At 29.9% G+C, this 22,881-nt stretch carries 20 protein-coding genes; 17 read left to right on the top strand and 3 right to left on the bottom strand.

Annotated features, from left to right (window positions below):
- Positions 1–25 precede the first annotated feature (25 nt).
- A complete protein-coding gene (locus E0E45_RS10885) occupies positions 26–802 on the bottom strand; it encodes a type III pantothenate kinase (RefSeq protein ID WP_130891186.1) in 777 nt (258 codons plus the stop codon).
- 138 nt (positions 803–940) lie between these two features.
- Here E0E45_RS10885 and E0E45_RS10880 point away from each other — a divergent pair, with 138 nt between their 5' ends.
- The 5 genes from E0E45_RS10880 to E0E45_RS10860 all read left to right on the top strand — a co-directional run bounded on the left by E0E45_RS10880 (position 941) and on the right by E0E45_RS10860 (position 6,256).
- Positions 941–2,119, top strand: coding sequence for a nucleotidyltransferase (locus E0E45_RS10880; RefSeq protein ID WP_130891185.1), 1,179 nt, complete (start codon positions 941–943; stop codon positions 2,117–2,119).
- Between the two features lie 145 nt (positions 2,120–2,264).
- Positions 2,265–3,587 carry an MFS transporter gene (locus E0E45_RS10875; protein WP_130891184.1) on the top strand — a complete coding sequence of 441 codons (1,323 nt, stop codon included), beginning with the start codon at positions 2,265–2,267 and terminating at the stop codon, positions 3,585–3,587.
- Positions 3,588–3,613: 26 nt separating this feature from the next.
- Entirely contained in the window at positions 3,614–4,969 is a 1,356-nt protein-coding gene (locus E0E45_RS10870) for a ComEC/Rec2 family competence protein (RefSeq protein ID WP_130891183.1), read from the top strand.
- The gene (locus E0E45_RS10865) at positions 4,932–5,666 is read left to right on the top strand and encodes a site-2 protease family protein (protein WP_130891182.1); all 735 of its coding nucleotides are present in this window, start codon (positions 4,932–4,934) and stop codon (positions 5,664–5,666) included. The genes E0E45_RS10870 and E0E45_RS10865 overlap by 38 nt, the downstream gene beginning before the upstream one ends.
- 11 nt (positions 5,667–5,677) lie before the next feature.
- Complete coding sequence (locus E0E45_RS10860) at positions 5,678–6,256, top strand: IMPACT family protein (protein ID WP_130891181.1); 579 nt, start codon at positions 5,678–5,680, stop codon at positions 6,254–6,256.
- A gap of 27 nt (positions 6,257–6,283) precedes the next feature.
- Here E0E45_RS10860 and E0E45_RS10855 read toward each other — a convergent pair whose 3' ends face one another.
- Complete coding sequence (locus E0E45_RS10855) at positions 6,284–6,970, bottom strand: TIGR02206 family membrane protein (protein ID WP_130891180.1); 687 nt, start codon at positions 6,968–6,970, stop codon at positions 6,284–6,286.
- A gap of 8 nt (positions 6,971–6,978) precedes the next feature.
- On the bottom strand, positions 6,979–7,617 hold the full coding sequence (locus E0E45_RS10850) for a ribonuclease H family protein (protein ID WP_130891179.1): 639 nt from the start codon (positions 7,615–7,617) through the stop codon (positions 6,979–6,981).
- A 207-nt stretch (positions 7,618–7,824) separates the two neighbouring features.
- Here E0E45_RS10850 and rpmE point away from each other — a divergent pair, with 207 nt between their 5' ends.
- The 12 genes from rpmE to mutS all read left to right on the top strand — a co-directional run bounded on the left by rpmE (position 7,825) and on the right by mutS (position 22,879).
- A complete protein-coding gene (gene rpmE / locus E0E45_RS10845) occupies positions 7,825–8,037 on the top strand; it encodes a 50S ribosomal protein L31 (RefSeq protein WP_130891178.1) in 213 nt (70 codons plus the stop codon).
- Between the two features lie 117 nt (positions 8,038–8,154).
- Positions 8,155–8,778: a uracil phosphoribosyltransferase gene (upp, locus tag E0E45_RS10840; protein WP_130891177.1), complete on the top strand. Its 624-nt coding sequence runs from the start codon at positions 8,155–8,157 to the stop codon at positions 8,776–8,778.
- A gap of 109 nt (positions 8,779–8,887) precedes the next feature.
- The gene (locus tag E0E45_RS10835; protein WP_130891176.1) at positions 8,888–9,523 is read left to right on the top strand and encodes an NUDIX hydrolase; all 636 of its coding nucleotides are present in this window, start codon (positions 8,888–8,890) and stop codon (positions 9,521–9,523) included.
- The gene (gene rfaE2, locus E0E45_RS10830) at positions 9,520–10,002 is read left to right on the top strand and encodes a D-glycero-beta-D-manno-heptose 1-phosphate adenylyltransferase (RefSeq protein ID WP_130891175.1); all 483 of its coding nucleotides are present in this window, start codon (positions 9,520–9,522) and stop codon (positions 10,000–10,002) included. The genes E0E45_RS10835 and rfaE2 overlap by 4 nt, the downstream gene beginning before the upstream one ends.
- Complete coding sequence (gene tsaE / locus E0E45_RS10825; RefSeq protein WP_130891174.1) at positions 9,995–10,459, top strand: tRNA (adenosine(37)-N6)-threonylcarbamoyltransferase complex ATPase subunit type 1 TsaE; 465 nt, start codon at positions 9,995–9,997, stop codon at positions 10,457–10,459. The genes rfaE2 and tsaE overlap by 8 nt, the downstream gene beginning before the upstream one ends.
- On the top strand, positions 10,440–11,135 hold the full coding sequence (gene tsaB, locus E0E45_RS10820; protein ID WP_130891173.1) for a tRNA (adenosine(37)-N6)-threonylcarbamoyltransferase complex dimerization subunit type 1 TsaB: 696 nt from the start codon (positions 10,440–10,442) through the stop codon (positions 11,133–11,135). Before tsaE ends, tsaB begins: the two co-directional genes overlap by 20 nt.
- 144 nt (positions 11,136–11,279) lie before the next feature.
- On the top strand, positions 11,280–12,887 hold the full coding sequence (locus E0E45_RS10815; protein WP_232044106.1) for an FAD-dependent oxidoreductase: 1,608 nt from the start codon (positions 11,280–11,282) through the stop codon (positions 12,885–12,887).
- 106 nt (positions 12,888–12,993) lie between these two features.
- Positions 12,994–13,308 (top strand): thioredoxin, encoded by a 315-nt coding sequence (gene trxA, locus E0E45_RS10810; RefSeq protein ID WP_130891171.1) that lies wholly within the window; start codon positions 12,994–12,996, stop codon positions 13,306–13,308.
- A 142-nt stretch (positions 13,309–13,450) separates the two neighbouring features.
- The gene (locus tag E0E45_RS10805) at positions 13,451–17,176 is read left to right on the top strand and encodes a hypothetical protein (protein WP_130891170.1); all 3,726 of its coding nucleotides are present in this window, start codon (positions 13,451–13,453) and stop codon (positions 17,174–17,176) included.
- Positions 17,177–17,207: 31 nt separating this feature from the next.
- Positions 17,208–19,121, top strand: coding sequence for a threonine--tRNA ligase (gene thrS, locus E0E45_RS10800; RefSeq protein WP_130891169.1), 1,914 nt, complete (start codon positions 17,208–17,210; stop codon positions 19,119–19,121).
- A 158-nt stretch (positions 19,122–19,279) separates the two neighbouring features.
- Positions 19,280–20,242, top strand: a complete 963-nt coding sequence (gene dusB / locus E0E45_RS10795) for a tRNA dihydrouridine synthase DusB (RefSeq protein ID WP_130891168.1) — start codon at positions 19,280–19,282, stop codon at positions 20,240–20,242.
- A 12-nt stretch (positions 20,243–20,254) separates the two neighbouring features.
- Positions 20,255–22,879: a DNA mismatch repair protein MutS gene (gene mutS / locus E0E45_RS10790; protein WP_130891167.1), complete on the top strand. Its 2,625-nt coding sequence runs from the start codon at positions 20,255–20,257 to the stop codon at positions 22,877–22,879.
- Positions 22,880–22,881: the final 2 nt, after the last annotated feature.

The following is a 22,881-nucleotide window of genomic DNA, read 5'->3' as shown; positions in this document are numbered from 1 at the left end:
AAAACTACAAGTCAGGCTTTTTGATTTAATTATAAGCTTGATTATATTTATAAAGAGTATGAAGTCCTTTTATACTCAAATCAGGAGAATATACATCAATTTCTTCAATTTCAGCAGAAAGAATTTTACCAAGTCCACCTGTTGCAATAATGAATGGATTCTCAACTACCTCTTTAATTTTTTTGATTATATGCTTTATCTGTCCAGCATAACCATAGAAAATACCAGCTTGAATCTGCTCAATAGTATTTTTTCCAAGAACAGAATCAGGGGTACTGAATTTTACTTTTGGCAGTTTTGCTGTATTTGTAAATAAGGCATTGATAGACATTTCTATTCCTGGAAGAATACCGCCCCCTATATAGATATTTTTTTCAAGTACTTCATATGTAGTTGCACTTCCAAAATCAAAAATAACAAGATTTTTATCTGGATATTCGCTTAAAGACTGGACTATATCTATTATTCTATCTGCTCCAAAACCAGTTGGATTAAGATTTGGTGCAAAAGTGAAAGGTTTTTTAAGTTCAGAATTAACTATCATAGGTTCTATATTAAAATATTTTTTTCCTAAGAAATGAAATATGGTAATGAGATTGGGAACTACAGAAGCAACTATCATTCCATCTATCTTTTCAATATCTACTTTATTAAATTTGGAAATATTTCTTAAATATGAAAAATATTCATCTTCAGTTAATTTATCATTAGAAGCAATTCTAAAAGTCAACAAGACATTTCCTGTATCATCTAACAATCCTGTAACTATGTGGGTATTTCCAATATCAATTGCTAAAAGCATATGGTTTCCTCCTTATATCCTATGTATACTTAATTATAAACTAAAATTTTGAAAAAGCAATAGTCAAGTAATAAATATTGATTGATTTGTTAATAAACAACTGATATGATGATAATAAGAAAAAGAAAGGAGCAGTGGATGAAAGCATCTGGATTAATTGTAGAATATAATCCTTTTCATAATGGACACAAGTATCATTTAGAAAAGGCATATGAAATAGATAAAGAAAATGTAAAGATAGCTGTTATGAGTGGTGATTTTGTTCAAAGAGGAGAACCAGCTGTCATTAACAGATGGAAAAGAGCAGAGATGGCTTTGAAAAATGGAATAGATATAGTAGCAGAGCTTCCAGTATTTTATTCTTGCCAGAGTGCAGAAATTTTTGCTAAGGGAGCAGTGGGAATTCTCAATGAATTGAAATGCAGTAATATAATATTTGGTTCAGAAACTTCAAATATAAATAGTTTGAAGAAGATTGCAGAGATAGAAGAAGATATAGAATTTAAAAATAAAATAAAAAAGCATCTTTCCAATGGAGAATCATATCCAACAGCATATTCTAAAGCTTTAAAAGAAATTAAAGGAAATAATATTATTCTTGCTTCAAATGATATCTTAGGATTGGAATATATAAAGGCTATAAAATATTGGAATAGTAATATTGTTCCTATGCTTATAAAAAGAGAGAAAACTGGATATTATGAAGAGAATGCTGATGAAGGTTTTGCAAGTGCTACTGCTGTCAGAAAGTTTTTAAAAGAGAAAAAAGAGATAGCTGATTTAGTACCAGAAGAAAGTTTAAAAATATTAAATGAAGAAAATAAAAAGAACAGACTTGTATATTTAGAAAACTTCTATCCTCTGTTAAGGTATGAAATAATAAGAAATAAAAATATATTATCTGATATTCAGGATATGGAAAAAGGATATGAAAACAGACTTTATGAAATGGCTGTAAAAAATTATAAATTTGAAGAATTTTATAATGGAATAACTAGCAGAAGATTTACTCAAGGAAGAACACAGAGGGTGTTGATTCATATTTTGACTGGAATAACACAGGAACTTACTCAAAAAGTAAAAAAAGAGATACCCTATGTAAAAATACTGGGGTTCACTGACAAGGGAAGAGAATATCTTAATTATTTAAAAAAAGAAGAAAATAATAAAATAATGACATCTATGAAAAATATTAAAGATAAATTTTCTGATGAGGCAAGAGAGTTTATAGAATTTAATGAAAAAGCTTCTCTTATATACAAAATGGTAAAATTTTATGAAGATTCAAAGATACCACTAATGATAAAAGGAAAGTAAAGAAAATATCAATATTTATTTGATAAAATAATAATTAAGAAATCATATAGAAAAAATAAATAAAAATATTGATATTAATTTGATATCATAATATAAAGCTTCAAAATACTGATAACAATAAAGACTAAATAAAAAGGAGAAAGTGATGAGCAAAAGAATACCTTTAAATATACAGATATTTTATGGATTGGGAGTTAGTTATGCCATTGTAGATCAAATTTTTGCACAATGGATACTATATTTCTATCTTCCCCCTGAAAGCTCAGGATTAAAACCAGTGATGGCGCCATTATTTATTTCATTAGCACTTGTAATATCAAGGCTTGTAGATATGATAACAGATCCAGTAGTGGGCTTCTTATCAGACAGAGTTAATACAAGATGGGGAAGAAGAATACCATTTATAGCCGTTGGAACTATTCCATTAGCATTATGTACAGTAGCATTTTTTTATCCTCCAATGGGAAATGAAAAAGCAGCATTTATTTATCTGGCAATAGTTGGTTCTTTGTTCTTTTCATTTTATACAGTGGTGGGAGCTCCTTATAATGCTCTTATACCAGAGATAGGACATATACAGGAGGAAAGACTTAACCTGTCTACATGGCAATCTATATTCAGGCTTTTATATACTGCTATCGCAATGATTATTCCTGGTGTACTTATAAAAATGATTGGAAAAGGAGATGTTCTTTTTGGAGTCAGAGGAATGGTTATCTCTCTATGTGCCATTGCAGTAATAGGAGGATTTATAACAGTATTCTTAGTTCCAGAGAGAAAATATTCATTAGGACAAAGTTCAGATGCAGGATTCAAAGATACTATGAAGATATTATTTAAAAATAAATCTTTTGTATTATATCTTTTAGGACTTCTTTTCTTTTTTATAGGATTTAATAATCTGAGAGCTGTTATGAATTATTTTGTAGAGGACATAATGGGATATGGAAAGGGAGCTATAACTTTAGCTTCTGCTCTTCTTTTTGGAATGTCAGCAATATGCTTCTATCCTACAAATCTTCTTTCAAGAAAATATGGATATAGAAAAGTTATGCTTAGCTGTTTGATTATGCTGATAATATTTACAACAGCTTTATTTTTTTTAGGAAAAGCAATTCCTGTAAAATTTGGATTTATATTATTTGCTTTGATCGGAATACCAATAGCAGGAGCTGGGTTTATTTTTCCTCCAGCTATGCTTAGTGAGATAGGAAGTAAAATAAGTGATGAAACAGGTCATAGAATAGAAGGGGTATGTTTTGGAATACAAGGATTTTTCTTGAAAATGGCATTTTTAGTATCTATACTTATTTTGCCTATAATTTTAGTTTCAGGAAATGGAGACATTTTATCTGCAATAACAGGAACTCCAAAAGGAGTGGAAAAGAGTGGTATATACCTTACTTCTATTGTGTCTACGATCTCATTTATTATATCATTCATATTTTATTACAAGTATGAAGAATAGAGATATTCAAAAATCGGAGGCAAAATTTGGAACTAATTTATATTCTAGCTTTAGAAGTTTTTATAATTGTGACTATTTTCAATATATTTTCTTTATGGATTTCCATATTTTTAACTGTATTAGTAGTCACTGGAATGTACATATTTTTTAAGAAAAAAGATAAATTTATTTATGTAATTCCAGTTTTATTAGTAATAAGGATACTTTTATGTATACATTTTAATGATCTTGAAAGATTGGAAATAGTTAAAATGAAAGTAGAAATAAAAAATGGAATGGGAAATATAATAAAAATAGACAACAGGTATCCTAAAATAAGAAGTTATACATTTATTCCAGAAATACCAGATGGGAAATATATGATTTTAGCTGAAATAGCTAAGATAGAAAATAGAGATGATATGCAGTATTTTTATATTAATAAAATAACAGATGAAAAAATAGAGAAAAGCTGGCTGAAAAACTATTTTGAAAATAATGTAAAGAAATTTATTGCTGATGGAAGCCCTGAATTTAAAAGAGTATATAGTGCTGTCATACTTGGCAAAGGAAAGCAGCTGACCAGAAATATGAGAAGAGAATTTAATTATGTGGGAATATCTCATCTTATGGCACTCTCAGGGTTACATATAGGGATAATTTTAGGAATATGTGGTTTTATTTCTAAAAAATTACCTGTTTCTAGAAAGAATAGATATATTTTTATGCTAGTATCCTTAACTATTTATTTTTTAGGAGTGAAGCATTCTTCATCATTAATCAGAGCTTATATAATGGCAGTAATATTCATAGGAGGAAAGATATTCTATGAAGATATAGATGCTTCTAAATCTTTAGCAGCAGCTTTTATAGGAGGAATATTTATAAGTCCTGTTGCTATTGATGAAGTTTCATTTATATTATCATATTTAGCTGTGTTTGCTATAATATGTATATATCCAATAATAAGAAAAATTATATATAGAGGAAAATCTAAATTCGTAGAAAAATTGATACTTCTGACAACTCTTCAATTTTTTCTGATACCTATATTGATAAAAGAGTTTGGAACTGTTCAGTTTCTTTCATTTTTTAGTAATTTAATTATTTTACCAGTTGGAACTTTATATATCTTAACATCATTTATTGGGCTTTTTTTGGAAAATTTAGGACTCGGGTTCATAGTTTTTCCAATAGTGAATATTATTTTTGAAACATTTATGAAATTAGTAGAAATTTTTTCTAAAGTTCCATACTTAACTTTAAGATATAATGGAAGTAAGGATAATGCTCTATTTTTAATTTTTTATGTTATAATATTTGGGATAGTATTTTATAATAAATTTAAAATGGAAGGTAAAAAAAATGAGAAGATTTCTGGAAGAACTAAAATATTTAAATAGTGGAATGTCTAATGTGACAAAAGCTATTTTAGCAGTTATTGTTTTATATTTGATTTTTGGAACAGGGGGAAATATCCTTACAAATCCAATGATATTTTTAAATATAGCCATACTTATTTTATCTCTTTTGGTACATGAGGTGGCTCATGGGGTAATGGCTTATATATGTGGAGATCCTACAGCAAAAAATTATGGGAGATTGAGTTTGAATCCTTTAAAACATTTGGATCCTCTAGGAACAATATTTCCTATTTTACTGATACTTACTGGCTCATCTTTTGTTTTTGGATGGGCAAAACCAGTTCCAATTAATTACTGGAGATTAAAATATGGAAGATTAGGAGAATTTTTAGTAGCAGTGGCTGGAGTAACTTCAAATTTTATTCTTGCAGCTATAGGATTATTCCTTTTTAAATATGCAGCACCTCATTTAGGAAATAGATATGTTTATGCAGCTATAATTTATATGATCAGATTAAATATTCTTCTTGGGGTATTCAATCTCATTCCTGTTCCTCCACTGGATGGTTCAAGAGTTTTAGCTTCTTTAGGAAATGATGATTTAAGAAATACAATTTTCTATATGGACAGATATGGGATAATAATAATACTTCTTTTAAATATGACAGGAATATTAGGAAGAATAATTGCTCCAGTATATTCAGGAATACTTTATATTCTGGAAAAATTGATATAGGCAGGGAAAGAATGAAAAGTGTAGAAAGAGAATGTTCAATAGAATTTGAAGAGAGAAAATCAAAATTTATTGGGTATGTAAAACCTATAGGAAGCAAGCAGGAAGCTGAAGAATTTATAGCTGAAATAAGAGAAAAGCATAAAGATGCAACTCATAACTGTACTGCATATAAAGTTATAGACAATGGGCAGGAGTATTTTAAAACTGATGATGATGGAGAACCTAGTGGAACAGCTGGAAAGCCAATGGGAGATATAATAACATATATGGATGTTACTAATCTGGTAGTAATTGCTACAAGATATTTTGGAGGAATAAAACTGGGAGCTGGAGGACTTGTCAGAAATTATGCTAAAACAGCAAAATTAGCAATACAGGAAGCTGGTATCACAGAATATATAGAGAAAAAAACATATATGATAGATTTTCCATATGAGAAAATAAGCGATGTAGAAACTATAATAGACAGTCTTAATGGTGAATACTTAGATAAAGGATTTAATGAGAGAGTGACATATAAGATAAGGACAGATACCAAAACTTTTGAAGCTCTGAAAGAAGTAAAAGGACTGCTTGTAATAGAATTATAAAAAGAGGGTTGCAACCCTCTTTTTACTTTAAAAATATTTTGTACTGTATTTAAAAGTCTTTCTTCTGAACGGAAAATAAATAGCATATGTCAGTATTAGATATATCCCTTCTACAACTGCAATGTAGTATGGCCACTTTCCAAAATGATCCAATGGAGAGGTAAAATCTGGAATTCTATTGACATAAAGATAATTTGTTCCAAGATTTGAATTTATAAAGAATATAATTACTGCAAGAACATTTAAGAATACAAATGAATCTACCCAGCCTCTAAAGGTAGGTTTAAATTCAAAGAAGATTACTCCATAAATAGCTGCAAATATCAAATAAAAATGTGTGATGTAAAAACTTAATGTCAATGGATGAGGAAATGAGTATTTTACGTCAGGAGTAAGGATTGCAAAAAGAGCACCTAAACTCCAATAATAAGTTACCTGAAATAATGATGGTGATTTAGTAAACATCATAAGCAGAGCAAATATTAATGTAAGGTTGCACAGATGAAGAGGAAGCAGACCTTTAATAGGCTCTCCAAAATAAAAATGTCTGTAACTTAATTCACTGACTTTTATGATTAGAATTATGAGAGCAGAAACCTGAGCAAATCTATATCTTGGGAGAAATGCAGCAATAATTATAAAAGCAAATACTGCTAAAAATCCTCCTCCTATAAACCAAAAATGTTCAGTACTAAAAAGTGTAAAAGTATCCATTATTCCTCCTATTTGTGGAATCCTAAATCAGCAGGATTTATATCTCCTGAGACATATTCAATTCTTCCACCTGTTTTTTCAAAATTTTTTCTTTTTTCTGTAACTTTAAGTATTAAAGATATTGTATCATCATTTAGTGAATCTTTTCGAAATAACCCTTTAGACCAAAAGAAAATAACAAGATTGCTGTCTCCAAATATTTTCTTTTCTCCAGTCTGTGAAGCTATATCCATAGCCAGATATAATCCAAGAAGTTCTCCATAGTTGTTTGTTTTGTCAGTACCAAGATGAATATTTCCATAGGAATTAACAGGAAGCCCAAAAGAATTTTTAGCTAAAAGAGAAGTTCCACTTAAATCAGTGACTCTTACCTCTACACCAATTCCACGTCCTGTACCAGAGTCAAAGTATATTCCATTAACAAGAGACTCTTTTAATTTTTCTTTTTTTATTTTAGGAGCTTGATCACCTGTTTTTTTCTCATAATGAGCTCCTGATTCAAGCCACTGTTTTCCTTCTTTTTCTGTTGGAAAAGATTTATATCTAGCCTTTTTTCCATGAACAAGGCTTTTGCATTTGTCCCAGTTGTCAACCATCCCCTTAATATTTTCATCTTCTAAGAAGTAAGCATAAAATTTTTTACCCACAATTCCTCCTGAAAAAATAATCATATAGAATATATTAACTTATAAAAGGAAAATTTACAAATATATTTATTGAAATTTATTTCATAAATAAATTAATGGGAGAAAATTTTTAATAAATACACTTAAAAAAAAGTTGCAAAACTTAGATATTTATGATAAAATCTCTTGTGATATTAAGAAAATTTTTGTTAGGAAGGTGAAAAATCAATGAAAAAAAATATTCATCCACAATACAACGTTATAACTATTGAGTGTACATGTGGAGAAAAATTTGAAACAAGATCAACTTATGCTAAAGGGAGCGAACTTAAAATAGCTGTTTGTTCAAAATGCCACCCATTCTATACAGGAAAAGCTAAGTTTATTGATGCTGCTGGTAGAGTTGACAAATTCAACAAAAGATACAATATTAATAAATAGTCGTATCAGAACAGGACTTTATAGTCCTGTTTTTTTATGGCATAATTTAATTTTGAAAAACTCTCAATTTTTTGGTATAATATATGAGAAAAAAATTTAGTAAAGCAGGAGGAAAAAATGGCAGTAATAGAAATTAATCATCCCTTAATTCAACACAAATTGACAATACTTAGAAATATAGGAACTGACACAAAAGCTTTTAGAGAAAATCTAAATGAAATAGCAAAACTTATGACTTATGAAGCAACAAAAAATCTAAAATTAGAAGAGGCAGAAGTAACAACTCCTTTGATGTCTACTATAGGACATACTCTTCAAGACAGACTTGCTATTGTACCTATTTTAAGAGCTGGATTAGGAATGGTAGATGGAATACAGGATCTTATTCCAACTGCAAAAGTTGGGCATATTGGAGTATATAGAAATGAGGAAACATTAGAACCTGTTTATTATTATTGTAAACTTCCTGTAGATATAACTTCTAGAAAAGTAATTGTTGTAGATCCAATGCTGGCAACAGGTGGATCAGCAGTTTATGCAATAGATTATTTAAAATCTGAAGGAGTTAAAGATATCATATTTATGTGTCTGGTAGCTGCTCCAGAAGGAATAGCAAAACTTCTTAATAAACATCCAGATGTAGCTATATATACAGCTAAAATAGATCAAGGATTAACAAAAGAAGGATATATTTACCCTGGACTTGGAGATTGTGGAGATAGAATATTTGGAACTAAATAAGCTATGAAAAATTAAATTTTATTAAGAGCAGCTGAAAGCAAAAAAAATTGCTAATTCAGTTGCTCTTTTTTTAGAAAATGGTATAATTTTTATTGAGGTGTAAAAGGATATGAGAGAAAGAATCGTAGAATTATTGAAAAATACCAAAGAAAGAATAATTGGACAAGATAGATATGTAAATTCTGCAGTCCTCATTGCCATAGCTGAATTTGAAGGAAAAGAATATATAGTTTTGGAGAAAAGAGCTGTTGAAATAAGACAGGGAGGGGAGATATCTCTTCCAGGTGGAAAGTGTGATAAAAAAGATAAAAATTCTGAAGAAACGGCAATTAGAGAAACAATAGAGGAATTAGGAATACCTAGAGAAAAAATAGAGGTAACTGGAAAATTAGGGATATTGGTAAATCCTTCTGGAATGATATTAGAGGTATATGTAGGATTTGTCAGACTGGAAAATAGAGAAGATATCAAGTATAATAGAGATGAAGTGGAAAGAGTAATCTTTGCACCAATAGAATTTTTTTTGAAAAATGAACCTAGAATAGAAAAAATTGGAATAAAAAATGTTCCTCAATTTTCAACTGAGGAGCTTGGACTGCCAAAGAGGTATCATGGAGATTGGCAGGGAAATCCAAGAGAGGTATATTTTTATAATTTTCATGGAGACATAGTCTGGGGAATGACAGCAGAAATCATACTGGATTTTATAAAAATGTTGAAAAAAGATATGGAGGTAGTAAAATGATTTTAAGCAAGGAAACTGCAGCAAAACTTATAGAGGAATTAAAATTACAAGGGAAGAAAGTCGTATTTACAAATGGATGTTTTGATATTCTTCATGTAGGGCACTTAAGATACTTGAATGAAGCAAAAAGGCAGGGAGATATATTAATAGTAGGAGTTAATTCAGATGCTTCTGTAAAACAGTTAAAAGGACCTACAAGACCTATCAATAATGAAATAGATAGAGCCGAAATGCTTTCTGGATTAAAAGCTGTAGATTTTACAGTTATATTTGATGAGCTGACACCAATAGAAACACTAGATAAATTAAAGCCATCTATTCATGTAAAAGGTGGAGATTATGATAAAAATACTCTTCCAGAAACTTCAACAGTAGAAAAAAATGGTGGAGAAGTTAGAATTCTTTCTTTTATAGAAGGAAAATCAACTACAAATATTGTAAATAAGATACAATTTAAAGATGGAGGAGAAAATGAATAAAATAATGAGCTTTAAGGAGCTTGATACTTTAGCAGAAAAGCTTTCTGATTATGCTGAAGAAAACACTACCATAGCTCTCATAGGAGATTTAGGTACAGGAAAAACAACATTTACTAAAACTTTTGCTAAAAAATTAGGAGTAGAAGAAAGTATAAAAAGTCCTACTTTTAACTATGTGCTTGAATATTTCAGTGGAAGGCTTCCTTTATATCATTTTGATGTATATCGTTTATCTGAAGCAGAAGAGATATATGAAGTTGGCTATGAAGATTATCTTAACAGTGGGGGGATAGTTTTAATAGAATGGGCTGATATAATAAAAAGTGAACTTCCAAAAGAATATATTGAGATAAAATTATTCTATCATGGAGATGAAACTCGTGAAGTAGAACTGAGTTATGTAGGAAATCCTGCAAAAGAGAAGGAGATGTTAAAGTATGTTGATTTTAGCGATTGATACTGCTACAAAAATAGGAAGTGTAGCTTTATATGATGATGAGGTTGGGATAGTAGGAGAAATAAATTTATATGTAAAAATAAATCATTCAAATGTCATAATGAAATCTATAGATTCTCTATTTGATTTATCTGGATATACTATAAAAGATGTAGATAAGATAGCTGTAACAACAGGGCCTGGATCTTTTACAGGAATCAGAATAGGAGTAGCAATAGCTAAGGGACTTGCTTATTCTCTAAAGAAACCTATCATTGGAATAAATGAATTAGATGTTTTAGCTGAAACAGGGGAAGAGAGAGAAGGTTTAATTGTTCCTCTTATTGATGCAAGGAAAGAAAGAGTATATTATTCCCAATATAAATATGAAAATAGAAAATTAGTTAGAAAAGCAGAATATAAAGATGGAGAGTTAAGAGATATACTTACAAATTTAAAAGGTGAAAAAGTTGTTTTTATAGGAGATGGAGCATTAGTTAATCAAGAACTTATAAAGGAAATTATGGGAGAAGAAAATATTATATTTTCTAAAGTAAATTCAATACCAAGAGCAGCTATGGCAGCTCAAATGGCTTTACAACATGAAGATGATAATATATACACACTGGAACCTTTCTATTTAAATAAATCACAAGCAGAAAGAGAAAAAGAAGAGAGAGAAAAAAAGAATAATTAGATAATAATATTAAGGATAGTCAAGAAGCTATCCTTTTTTTATGCTGTAAAAATATTACTTTTGTAATAATTACAATTGAAAAAAAGGATTTAATGTGTTAAAATTGAAAAAAGGATATATAAGGAAAGGGAGGAGAATATAGGGATGAAAAAATGGAGATGCACTATATGTGGAGAAGTATTTGAAGGAGATAATCCTCCAGATGTATGTCCAGTATGTAATGTTGGAAGTGAATTTTTTGAAGAAGTAAAAGATGAAGAAAAAATAGTCAGTTCAACGGATAAATCAAATGAAAGGAAAAAAGTAATTTCAGGAAAAGCTTGGAAATGTACAGTATGTGATGAAATATTTCCTGATGGTGAGGTACCTGATACCTGTCCTGTGTGTGGTGTAGGGAAAGAACTTTTTGAAGAGATAGAGATAAAACCTGCTTCAGAAACAAGCTGGAAATGTACAGTATGCAATGAAGTAATAGATGGAGAGGAATGTCCAATAATATGTCCTGTATGCGGAGCTGGGAAGGAAGCTTTTATAAAAATAGAAAATAAAAAAGAAGATAATTTAAATAAAGAGGAAAAAGTAGTTATAATTGGTGGAGGAGTAGCTGCAGTATCAGCAGCAGATGCTGTGAGAAGCAAAAATAAACTGGCAGATATAGAGATCATAGGGAAAGAAAGTATAATGCCATATTACAGAACGATGTTAACAGAACATCTTTATGCAGATATGCCAGAAGAAAAATTGAAAATAAAAAAAGATAAATGGTATGAAGAAAAAAATATAAAAATAACCATTGGAGATGCTGTAAAGGCTGTATCATCTAAAGAAAAAAAAGTAACTTTAGAAAGTGGAAAAGAATATAACTATGATAAATTGATATTGGCTACTGGATCAGAGTGTTTTATTCCTCCTATAAAAAATGCTGCTTTAGATGGAGTTTTTACTATTAGAAGTATGAAAGATACAGAAAATGTGAAAGAGTATGTAAAGAAATGTAAAAGAGCAGTTGTTATTGGTGGAGGTGTTCTAGGTCTGGAAGCAGCATGGGGGCTGAAAGAATTAGGAATGGATGTATCAGTAATAGAAATGATGCAAAGAATATTACCTAGACAGTTAGATGAAAAAGGATCAAAAATATTAGAGCAGGCAATAGTGCGTTCTGGTGTAAGGGTGTATAAAGGTGTGGTTGTTGATCACTTAGAGGGAGAAGGAAAGGTATCATCTGTTGTTCTTGAAAAAGGAGAGCATATTATGGCTGATTTAGTAGTTATAAGTGCAGGAATACTTCCTAATAAAAAACTTGCTGTGGATATGGGACTTCAAACTGGAAGAGGAATAATTGTAAATGAAAAAATGGAAACTTCAGAAAAAGATATTTATGCTTGTGGAGATGCAGCAGAATATGAAGGGAAAGTAATAGGACTTTGGCAGATAGCTATGGAACAAGGAAAAACGGCAGGGATAAATGCAAGTGGAGATAGTGCCGTCTATAAGGAACAAATTCAACCACTTAATTTTGATGGAATGAATATCAAACTTATTTCTATCGGTTTGATTGGAAATGGAAAAGAGTGTGAAGAATTTGTTGAAGATATAGACACTAAAAAAAATATTTATAAAAAATTATATTTTGAGGAAAATAAGCTAAAAGGTGCTATATTGATAGGAGATGTTTCAAAAGGTATCACAATAATAAAGAGTGTCAGAGAAAATGCTGAAAAGAACGTCGTTTTAGAAAAAATATACTCTTAAAAAAACTTGATTTTTTCCCAATAAATTTGTACAATATGTTAAGTATGTATGATATAATAGTATGAATTTGCAGATAAGAATTTTCTTAAAGCAGGGAGGATAAGTAGTGAGCAGTTTAATCAATCTGAATGAGATTACTTTTGAAGAAGAAGTTATAAATAATAAAGGTATTGTAATTGTAGATTTTTGGGCTGAATGGTGTGGACCTTGCAAAGTACTTGCTCCAATTTTAGAAGAAATTTCTGAAGAGGGGAAAGTAAAGATATACAAAGTTAATGTTGATGAAAATCCAAGCTTAGCAGGACAGTTTGGAATAAAAAGTATTCCAACTATGGTAGTTTTTGAAAATGGAATAAGAGTGGATCAAGTAGTTGGATTAAGACCTAAAGAAGAGATAAAAGAAAAATTAGCTGCATACTAATTAGATATTTTAAAGAGACTGTTGTTTTCTAAAAGAGAAACAGTCTCTTTTTCTTTAAATAAAATATTGCTCTGTTATTCTAATTTATTCATATTTGTGTTATAATTATTTCAAACATTAATTAAGGAGAAGGATTGAGATTATGAGGAGAAAAATTTATCTTGCAGCAGCATATATTATAATTTCTTTAAATATTCTGGGAATGAGTAGTGTTCCCACGGGAAACATAGAGAACACCAGTGACAGAATATTAGGTGGAGCTGATGAGATAGAAGTTGACCTTCTTAGTGATACAGTGACTTCTCAAAGTGGTGTCAATGTAAAATATGGAGATTTAAAATTAAAAGTTTTCAATATGCAAAGAGATAAGGAAAAAAATAGAGCTTATCTTAAAGAAAATATAATAACTCAGGTAGATCAACCTACTGGGATGCTTAAATTAGAATCAACTAATGGAGATGTATCTTTAGATGGAAACCAGGGAGTTTTTTATAATAACTTTGGATATCTTGAAATAGGAAAGGTAACTGGAGGAGAAGCACCAAATGATAAAATATATTTTGGTGGAAAAGTATTTGAATATGCAAATGGAAATCTTTATATAAATAATGGATGGCTTACAACTGACTACAATATAGTTGAAACAGCTGATCCAAATCAAGCAGGATATCATCTTCTTTCTAAGGAAATAATAGTTGAGCCAGATAAACAGCTTACTTTAAAAGGGAGCGACCTATACTTAGGGGATAATGATATTTTTCCTTTCAGTATACCATGGTATAGAGTAAATATAAGACAAGACTCAGAAGTTCCTTTATTCCCAGAATGGGGAACAAAAGATTACTATGGATGGCAGACTTCATGGGGAGTTCTTTATGGTGATAGGGACAGTAAATTCAAAGGAGGATTTGCTCCTAAGTTTGCTGACCAAATGGGACTATTAATAGGTAGATGGGAAAACTGGTATAAAACAGATAAATTTGGAACAGCGAAATTAAATATAGATGATGCTCTGGTTTGGTCAAAAGCTGACAAAAAAGAGAAATACAGTGATCCTGTTGATTATGAAGAAAAAAATAAAAGATACAGATTAAATTATACTCATGAATACAATGGAGAAAAAGGTATTTTACAGTTTAATGCTATCAATGGAACATATAATATGATTCCTAAGCTGGAAGATATAATAACAGATTATGAAGGAAATGGAAGATTTTTAAATAATACCAGACCAAAACTTGATTCTACAATAAGTTTCTTCTCAATGAATTCAGATTTGAAGGAATTAGGACCAGATAAAGATATAACCTTAAAAACCAGATTAAAATTAACTGATGATAAAGAAGCTTATGCTCTTATGGTATATGATGATATAGATGATATTGACTATGGAAGCAACATAGATAATGATCTTTATTCACAGATTGAATTATACAAAGATAATAGCAGATACAGAATTGGTGGTTATTATAATTATTTATATGATATGGATCCAGGTTCAACATTAAACGATACCCAATCAAGAGCTGAAGACTTTGGTTTTGAATTTTTTGAAAAGAAAAATAATATAGGATTCAGTTATGATGAAAAAAATGGAGATAAATTTAGAAGATTAGGATTATGGGAAAGAGATCCAAATCTTGATTCTATGATTCAATATAATAGCCTTTTAGGAGGGAATTTTTATTATAAATATAATCCAAGTACAATAAGAGAATATTCTCAATATGACAGCAGAGATTTGAGAGTATCTTTTGGTGATTATGATTTCTGGGGAGATTACAGAGTAAAAGCTGGATACAATATTAACGAACATGAAAGAAAGCTTGATTTAATGGACGATCCTCTAAGAAAAAATGTTGTAAGTCAAATTACAGGTGTAGGAAATTTAGCTAATGTAAGAGACAGAGAATATAATAGATTTGAAAATATAATATACAGCGATTTTAGAGAAGAGAGAGCATATGTAGATTTCTATAATGATACCGCTAAGTTTACTTTTGCAACTGGACAGACAAAGGAAAAATTCTGGGATAGAGAAGGAATATACTATGAACCAGCTTTTTCACTTAATTCATACAGACAATATGTAAATGAATCTAAATTCTACGAATTTGGAGCTGAAAAAAATGAAATACCTCTTGGAGCTTTTGGACAATTAGCTCTATTTGGTGGAATAAGATATGATAAGTATGATAAAGGATATAATCCATATGCAAAACATTATGCAAGCGGTGAAGATTCAACTCTTAGAACGCAGTTAAAACTTAATCATACAATACAGCTTTTTGATAATACAGATAATAAAGATAGAAGAGTGGATTTTGCTTTAAGCAATGATTTGAGCCTTTTCTATCAAAGATATGATTATGATTCTGGTGATATTAAATTTGGTACTGCCTACAACGATATCAGAAAGAAAACTATGAGTTCTGAGGATATCAGATTAAAAAACAAAGATAATATCTATGAAATTAAAGATACTATTAATGCAATGATAGGAAATACAGAAACCGCATATAATATTGAGTATAAGAGAAGAGAAAATCCTGCTGATACAAGTGAACTTAATGGACAGACATTTAAAAATGATGTAAACTTTAAAATTGATGACAGACAGTCTTTGTCACTAAATTATGGACAGGATAGACAGTATACAAGCGAAAATGAAAGAGACAGAAACTATAATGATTTAACCTTCAGAAACTATGGAGTAGTATATAACTATGAAGGACATAGATTATCTTATCAAAATCAAGGAATAGATTCTAAAATATGGGATATAAAAAATGTAGATAATGCTAAAGAAAAAATCAGAGCAAATACATATGCATATCAATATTCTTTTGGAGATAATAGATTAGGATTTGATTTTAGTCAAGGTACAGATGTAAGAAAGAATTATTCTATTTTAAATAGTAATCCTAAATATTTTAAAGAAATAGATGTAGATAATAAAATCTATGGAATTTCATTTTTAGATGGTGGAGATGTGGAAAATTATTATAGAGTTACTTATGAAGATTATAAGCATAAAGAATATGGAGCAAAAAAACCTTTAGCAGATGGAAGAGTTAAGAATATTAATAACTCTGATGTATTATCATTTACTTATGAATACAGAGATAAAAGATTTACAGATGAGGAATTAAAGAAATATGCTGAACTTGAATTCAACAAAGATTCTAATCAGCTGACACAGGCAGAACTTTATAGAGTAAGAGATATCTTAAGAGACAGAGAAAGAAATAGTGTAAATTTCAATCTTAACAGTATAATGTATGATAGATTTAATAGTCTTGGAGATTATAAACGTAATTTCAAAATACATTTTATGATGCAGAGAAATGATGCAAGATATGATAAAACAGGAGATTTATGGGATTCATTAGAAGAAGTAAAAGCAAGAATATTCTATTCTCAAAATAGAGTTGGATTTGGATATGAAATAGAAGAAAATTCAGGATGGAACAACAGTGGAAGCTGGGATAGACTAAACAGAGAGCATAAAGTAAGCTTGATGGCAAAAATTGGGAAACCAAGTGAAGGATGGAATGTAAAAACTTATGCTAAATTTTATGAAAACTTTAAGGATACTTCTAGTAAGAATAGAAGAAAAAGTTCACTTGATGGTTTAGGAGTAGAAATAGGTAAAGAGTTTGGATATTATGAATGGGCAGTAGCTTATGAGAGAGAATATGATCTAGGAACAAGAGACTATGAATGGAGAGTAGCTCTTCAATTTACATTGCTTGCATTCCCAGACAAACCTATATTTGGTCTTGGAGCAGATACAGATGCTAAGCAAAAAACAAGCCCTCAAACTTACTTATTTGATGGATTGAAACCACAAGATATAGTAGATTAAAAATTTGAATGTATATAAATAGGAGGAAATTATGAAAGTAGAATTACCAAGCGGAGATATAAAAGAATTTGAAGGACAAGCGAATATGTTTGAAATAGCAAAGAGTATCAGTAACTCTTTAGCAAAAAAAGCAGTAGCTGTTAAAATAGATGGAACACCAATGGATATGGCAACAATTTTAGACAAAGATGCAAAAGTAGAATTTATATCTGCTGACAGTGAAGAAGGAGAAGAGATAATAAGACATTCAACAGCTCATCTAATGGCTCAAGCTGTTATCAGATTATTCCCAGGAACAAAAGTAGCGATAGGACCAGCTATAGAAAATGGATTCTATTATGACTTTGATCCAAAGGAGCAGTTTACAGAAGAAGATTTAGTAAAAATTGAAGATGAAATGAAAAAAATAGTAAAAGAAAATGAAAAAATTGAAAGAGTTATGATGACTAGAGAGGAAGCTATAGAACACTTTGAAAAATTAGGTGAAATCTATAAAGTAGAAATCATAAAAGAAATAGCTCAAGGAGAAATACTTTCTTTCTACAAACAGGGAGAATTTATGGATCTGTGCAGAGGACCTCATGTACCTTCTACATCATACTTGAAAGCTTTCAAATTAAAATCAGTTGCTGGAGCTTATTGGAGAGGAGATTCTAACAATAAAATGCTTCAAAGAATATATGGATTTGCTTTTTCTGATGAAGCTAAATTAAAAGCTTATCTAACTCTTTTAGAAGAAGCTGAAAGAAGAGATCATAGAAAACTGGGAAAAGAATTGGATTTATTCTTTGTAAGCGAATATGGACCAGGATTTCCAATATTTCTTCCAAAAGGAATGGTTATAAGAAATACTCTTATAGATCTTTGGAGAAGAGAGCATACTCTTGCAGGATATCAAGAAATTACTACTCCAATAATGTTGAATAAAGAACTGTGGGAAATTTCTGGACACTGGTTTAACTATAGAGAAAATATGTATACTTCAACAATAGATGAAACTGAATTCGCTATAAAACCAATGAACTGTCCAGGTGGTATCTTGGCATATAAATATCAACTGCATTCATACAAAGATTTTCCAATTAGATGTGGAGAATTAGGAACAGTTCATAGACATGAGTTTTCAGGAGCTTTACATGGGCTTATGAGAGTAAGATCATTCACTCAAGATGATGCTCATATATTTATGACTCCAGACCAAATAGAAGAAGAAATTATTGGAGTAGTTGAATTGATAGATAAATTCTATAGCAAACTATTCGGATTTGAATATCACATTGAATTATCAACTAAACCAGAAAAAGCAATTGGATCAGATGAAATATGGGAAAAAGCAGAAGCAGCACTTGCTGGAGCTCTTGATAAAATTGGAAAACCATATAAATTAAATCCAGGAGATGGAGCTTTTTATGGACCTAAATTAGACTTCAAAATCAAAGACGCTATTGGAAGAACTTGGCAATGTGGAACTATTCAATTAGACTTCAATCTTCCTGAAAGATTTGATATCAGTTATATAGGAGAAGATGGGGAAAAACATAGACCTGTAATGATTCACAGAGTTGTTTATGGTTCAATAGAAAGATTTATAGGAATTCTTATTGAACACTTTGCAGGAGCTTTCCCATTATGGTTAGCACCTACTCAAGTAAAAATATTAACTATCAACGATGAAGTAGTTCCTTATGCTAAAGAGATATTTAAAGCTCTTCAAGAGAGAGGAATCAGAGCAGAGATTGATGATAGAGCAGAATCTATTGGATATAAAATCAGAGAAGCTAATGGAAAATATAAAGTTCCTGTACAGCTGATTTTAGGTAAAAATGAAGTTGAAAATAAAGAAGTAAATATAAGAAAATTTGGTTCTCAACAACAAGAATCTATGAAGCTGGACGAATTCTTAGATATTATTGTAGATGAAGCTAAAATAAGATTTGATAAATAGTTAATTATAAAAGCCTTGACTTGTTCAGGGCTTTTATTTTTTAAATAAATTTTTTTTTATTCTAATATGTCTAGTTATATTGAAAAAATATCATAAATATGGTAAAATTTTTAGATTGAGATACATTTTTTTATTTGATGTTGGAGGAAGAAAAATTTATGATAAAAATATATACTGCTCCTATTGCAGGGGTTACAGATTATACATATAGAGGAATTTTAAAAGAATTTAAACCAGATCTTTTATTTACAGAAATGGTAAGTATAAACGCTTTAGAAGTTGCTTGTGAAAAAACTCTTAAAGTTATTTTAAGATTGAGAGAAGGAGATTCTGTACAGCTTTTTGGTAAAGATATAAAAAAAATGGTAGAGAGTGCAAAATTTGTGGAGAGTCTTGGAGTGAAACATATAGATATAAACTCAGGTTGTCCAATGAAAAAAATAGTTAATAATGGATATGGAGCAGCTCTCATGGAGCAGCCTGAACTTGTGAGAGCTATGCTTTCTGAAATGAGAAGTGCCTTAGATGATAAGACAGATCTTTCTATAAAAATAAGAGTCGGTTATAAGGAGAGTAAAAATCCTGTTGAAATAGCTAAAATAGCTCAGGAAACTGGATGCAAACATATAACAGTTCATGGAAGAACAAGAGAGCAGATGTATACTGGAAAAGCTGACTGGAGTCTTATAAAACAAGTAAAGGAAAGCGTAGATATTCCAGTAATAGGAAATGGAGATATATTTACTGCTGAAGATGCTAAAGAGAGAGTAGATTATTCAGGAGTAGATGGAATCATGCTTGCTAGAGGTATATTTGGAAATCCATGGCTTATAAGAGATATTAGAGAATACTTTGAACATGGAAAAATTCTTCATCCAGTAACTGACATTGAAAAAATAGATATGGCGATTGAACATACAAGAAGAACTGAGATAGAGCATCCAGAAAGACCATTTATTTTTGAACTTAGAAAACATTTGTGTTGGTATTTGAAAGGAATAAGAAATACTGCTGAAATAAAAGATAAAATAAATCATACAGATAATTATAATGAAATAGTAGAACTTTTAAATAGAGTGAAAGATAACCTTCTTTCAGAACCAGAAAGAGTAACTATGTAAGGAGTTGAGAAAGTGGCTGGAGATACACCTTTAATGAGTCAATACAAAGAAATAAAAGAACAGAATAAGGATAATCTTCTATTTTTCAGACTAGGAGATTTTTATGAAATGTTTTTTGATGATGCAGTAATAGCTTCTAAAGAGCTGGGGCTCACATTGACAAGCAGAAATAGAGAAAAAGATCAAGATGTTCCCCTTGCTGGAGTTCCATATCATTCAGTATCTTCATATATAGCTAAACTAGTCAACAAAGGATATAAGGTAGCTATCTGTGAGCAGGTAGAAGATCCAAAGAGTGCTAAAGGAATAGTAAAAAGAGAAGTTGTAAGAGTTATAACACCTGGAACTGTTATTGATACAGATTATCTTGATGAAAAGAGTAATAACTATCTTATGGGAATAAAAATAGATGGAAATAAAGGAGCAATAGCTTATGTGGATATTACAACTGGGGAATTTAAAGCTAGTGAACTGGAAGGAGAAGATATAATATTTAAACTTTTAGGAGAAATAAATAAAACTGCTCCTAAAGAAATATTGTTGGAAGAAAGAACTTATGATAAATATTATGAGGAATTAAAAAAACATAATACTTTATCAGATGTTAACATAAGTAAAATAACTGAAAAGAGAAAATGCGAAGACTATCTGAAAGATTATTTCAAAGTAATATCATTAGAAAGTTTTGGATTAAAAGATAAAAAAATGGCTGTTACAATATCAGCAACTGTTTTAAACTATGTAGCAGAACTGCAAAAGGGAAAAGAACTTCCTGTAAATAGCATATTATATACCAGCAGTGAAAATATAATGGAGCTTAATATAACTACTCAAAAAAATCTGGATATAGTGGATAATTATAGAGAAAAAAATGGAGCGGGAACACTTTTATGGGTGATGGATGAATGTATGACTTCTATGGGAAGCAGACTTTTGAAAAAATTTATAAAAAATCCTCTTCTTGACATAGAAAAAATAAATGAGAGACAAAAGGATATATCTTTTTTTATTGAAAATGTACTCCTTAGAGAAGAAATTAGAGAAAAATTGAAAAGTATATATGATATAGAACGAATAATAGGAAAGCTTATTCTTGAAACTGAAAATGGAAGAGATCTGATTTCATTAAAAATTTCTATAAAAAATTCATTGGAAATATTAAAACTTTTACAGGGGAATTCTATATTTTCCATTGAAGTAAAAACTCTTATTGATATTTACAATTTGATAGAAACAACTATTGTAGATGAGCCTCCTTTCTCAGTGAGAGAAGGAGGAATTATAAGGCAGGGATATAATGAGATGCTTGATGAGCTTCATGGTTTATCAAAAGATGGAAAGGACTATATCCTTGAAATAGAAAACAGAGAAAGAGAAAGAACAGGGATAAAAGGGCTTAAAATAAAATACAACAAAGTATTTGGATATTTTATTGAAGTAACAAGAGCAAATTCTCATTTAGTACCAGCAGACTATATCAGAAAGCAGACTCTTGCTAATGCTGAAAGATATATAGTACCTGATTTGAAAGAGTATGAAGAAAAGGTATTAAATGCTAAAGATAAGATAGAAAATCTTGAATATCAGTTATTTAAAGAAGTTGCTTATGAAGTAAAAAGCCATAAAGGAATACTTCAAGATTTGGCATATAAGATAGCCTACCTTGATGTGGCAAGCAATCTGGCTCATATAGCAATAAAAAATTCATATATCCAGCCTGAAATACATGCAGGAAAAGATATAGAAATAATTGCTGGGAGACATCCCATAGTAGAAAAGCTTATTCCAGCAGGAGAATATGTAAAGAATAATATAGTATTTGATGATAATAAAGAAATGATAATACTTACAGGGCCAAATATGTCAGGGAAATCTACTTATATGAAGCAGGTAGCTTTAATTATAATTATGGCTCATATGGGATCATATGTACCAGCTAACTATGCTAAAATAGGGTTGGTAGATAAAATTTTTACAAGAATAGGTGCAAGTGATGATCTCCTTACAGGGCAGTCTACATTTATGCTTGAAATGAGTGAAGTTGCTAATATTGTAAACAGTGCAACAAACAGGTCATTTATAATACTTGATGAAATAGGAAGAGGAACTTCAACTTTTGATGGTATTTCCATAGCAACAGCCATCACTGAATATATTCATGAAAGAATAGGAGCAAAAACAATATTTGCTACACATTATCATGAGCTTACTCAATTAGAAGATAAACTGGACAGAGCTGAAAATTATAGAATAGAAGTAAAAGAAAATGATAAAGAAATAGTTTTTTTAAGAGAAATAGTAAAAGGCGGAGCAGATAAATCTTATGGAATAGAAGTAGCAAGACTTGCAGGATTACCCAAAGAGATATTGGATAGATCAAAATCTGTATTAAGAAATTTAGAAGATAGAAAACAAATAATTGAAAAAAAATTAAAAGGAGAACAGCTTATACTTTTTGGAACTCCTCAGAAAGAAGAACCAGTTGAAGAAGAGAAAAATAATTTAAAAGGGAAAGAACTGACAAAAGAACAAAAAATAGTTATGAGAGTATTGGAAGAGTTAGATCCTAATGGAATGACGCCTTTGGAAGCCTTATTAAAGCTTAATGAGCTGAAAAAAATATTAAATAGGAGTTAAAT

Origin of the sequence: Fusobacterium ulcerans ATCC 49185 (assembly GCF_900683735.1) — a bacterium.
GTDB classification, from domain to species: domain Bacteria; phylum Fusobacteriota; class Fusobacteriia; order Fusobacteriales; family Fusobacteriaceae; genus Fusobacterium_A; species Fusobacterium_A ulcerans_A.
Note: the sequence above shows the minus strand (reverse complement) of the source record. Positions and strands in the feature narration are given on the sequence as shown.

Coding starts and splice junctions, on each gene's coding strand:
- dusB (WP_130891168.1), top strand. CDS start 19,280: ATGATAAAAATATATACTGCTCCTATTGCAGGGGTTACAGATTATACA.
- tsaB (WP_130891173.1), top strand. CDS start 10,440: ATGTTGATTTTAGCGATTGATACTGCTACAAAAATAGGAAGTGTAGCT.
- E0E45_RS10815 (WP_232044106.1), top strand. CDS start 11,280: ATGAAAAAATGGAGATGCACTATATGTGGAGAAGTATTTGAAGGAGAT.
- E0E45_RS10860 (WP_130891181.1), top strand. CDS start 5,678: ATGAAAAGTGTAGAAAGAGAATGTTCAATAGAATTTGAAGAGAGAAAA.
- E0E45_RS10835 (WP_130891176.1), top strand. CDS start 8,888: ATGAGAGAAAGAATCGTAGAATTATTGAAAAATACCAAAGAAAGAATA.
- E0E45_RS10875 (WP_130891184.1), top strand. CDS start 2,265: ATGAGCAAAAGAATACCTTTAAATATACAGATATTTTATGGATTGGGA.
- E0E45_RS10865 (WP_130891182.1), top strand. CDS start 4,932: ATGAGAAGATTTCTGGAAGAACTAAAATATTTAAATAGTGGAATGTCT.
- E0E45_RS10880 (WP_130891185.1), top strand. CDS start 941: ATGAAAGCATCTGGATTAATTGTAGAATATAATCCTTTTCATAATGGA.
- rfaE2 (WP_130891175.1), top strand. CDS start 9,520: ATGATTTTAAGCAAGGAAACTGCAGCAAAACTTATAGAGGAATTAAAA.
- tsaE (WP_130891174.1), top strand. CDS start 9,995: ATGAATAAAATAATGAGCTTTAAGGAGCTTGATACTTTAGCAGAAAAG.
- E0E45_RS10805 (WP_130891170.1), top strand. CDS start 13,451: ATGAGGAGAAAAATTTATCTTGCAGCAGCATATATTATAATTTCTTTA.
- rpmE (WP_130891178.1), top strand. CDS start 7,825: ATGAAAAAAAATATTCATCCACAATACAACGTTATAACTATTGAGTGT.
- E0E45_RS10885 (WP_130891186.1), bottom strand. CDS start 802: ATGCTTTTAGCAATTGATATTGGAAATACCCACATAGTTACAGGATTG.
- thrS (WP_130891169.1), top strand. CDS start 17,208: ATGAAAGTAGAATTACCAAGCGGAGATATAAAAGAATTTGAAGGACAA.
- upp (WP_130891177.1), top strand. CDS start 8,155: ATGGCAGTAATAGAAATTAATCATCCCTTAATTCAACACAAATTGACA.
- E0E45_RS10855 (WP_130891180.1), bottom strand. CDS start 6,970: ATGGATACTTTTACACTTTTTAGTACTGAACATTTTTGGTTTATAGGA.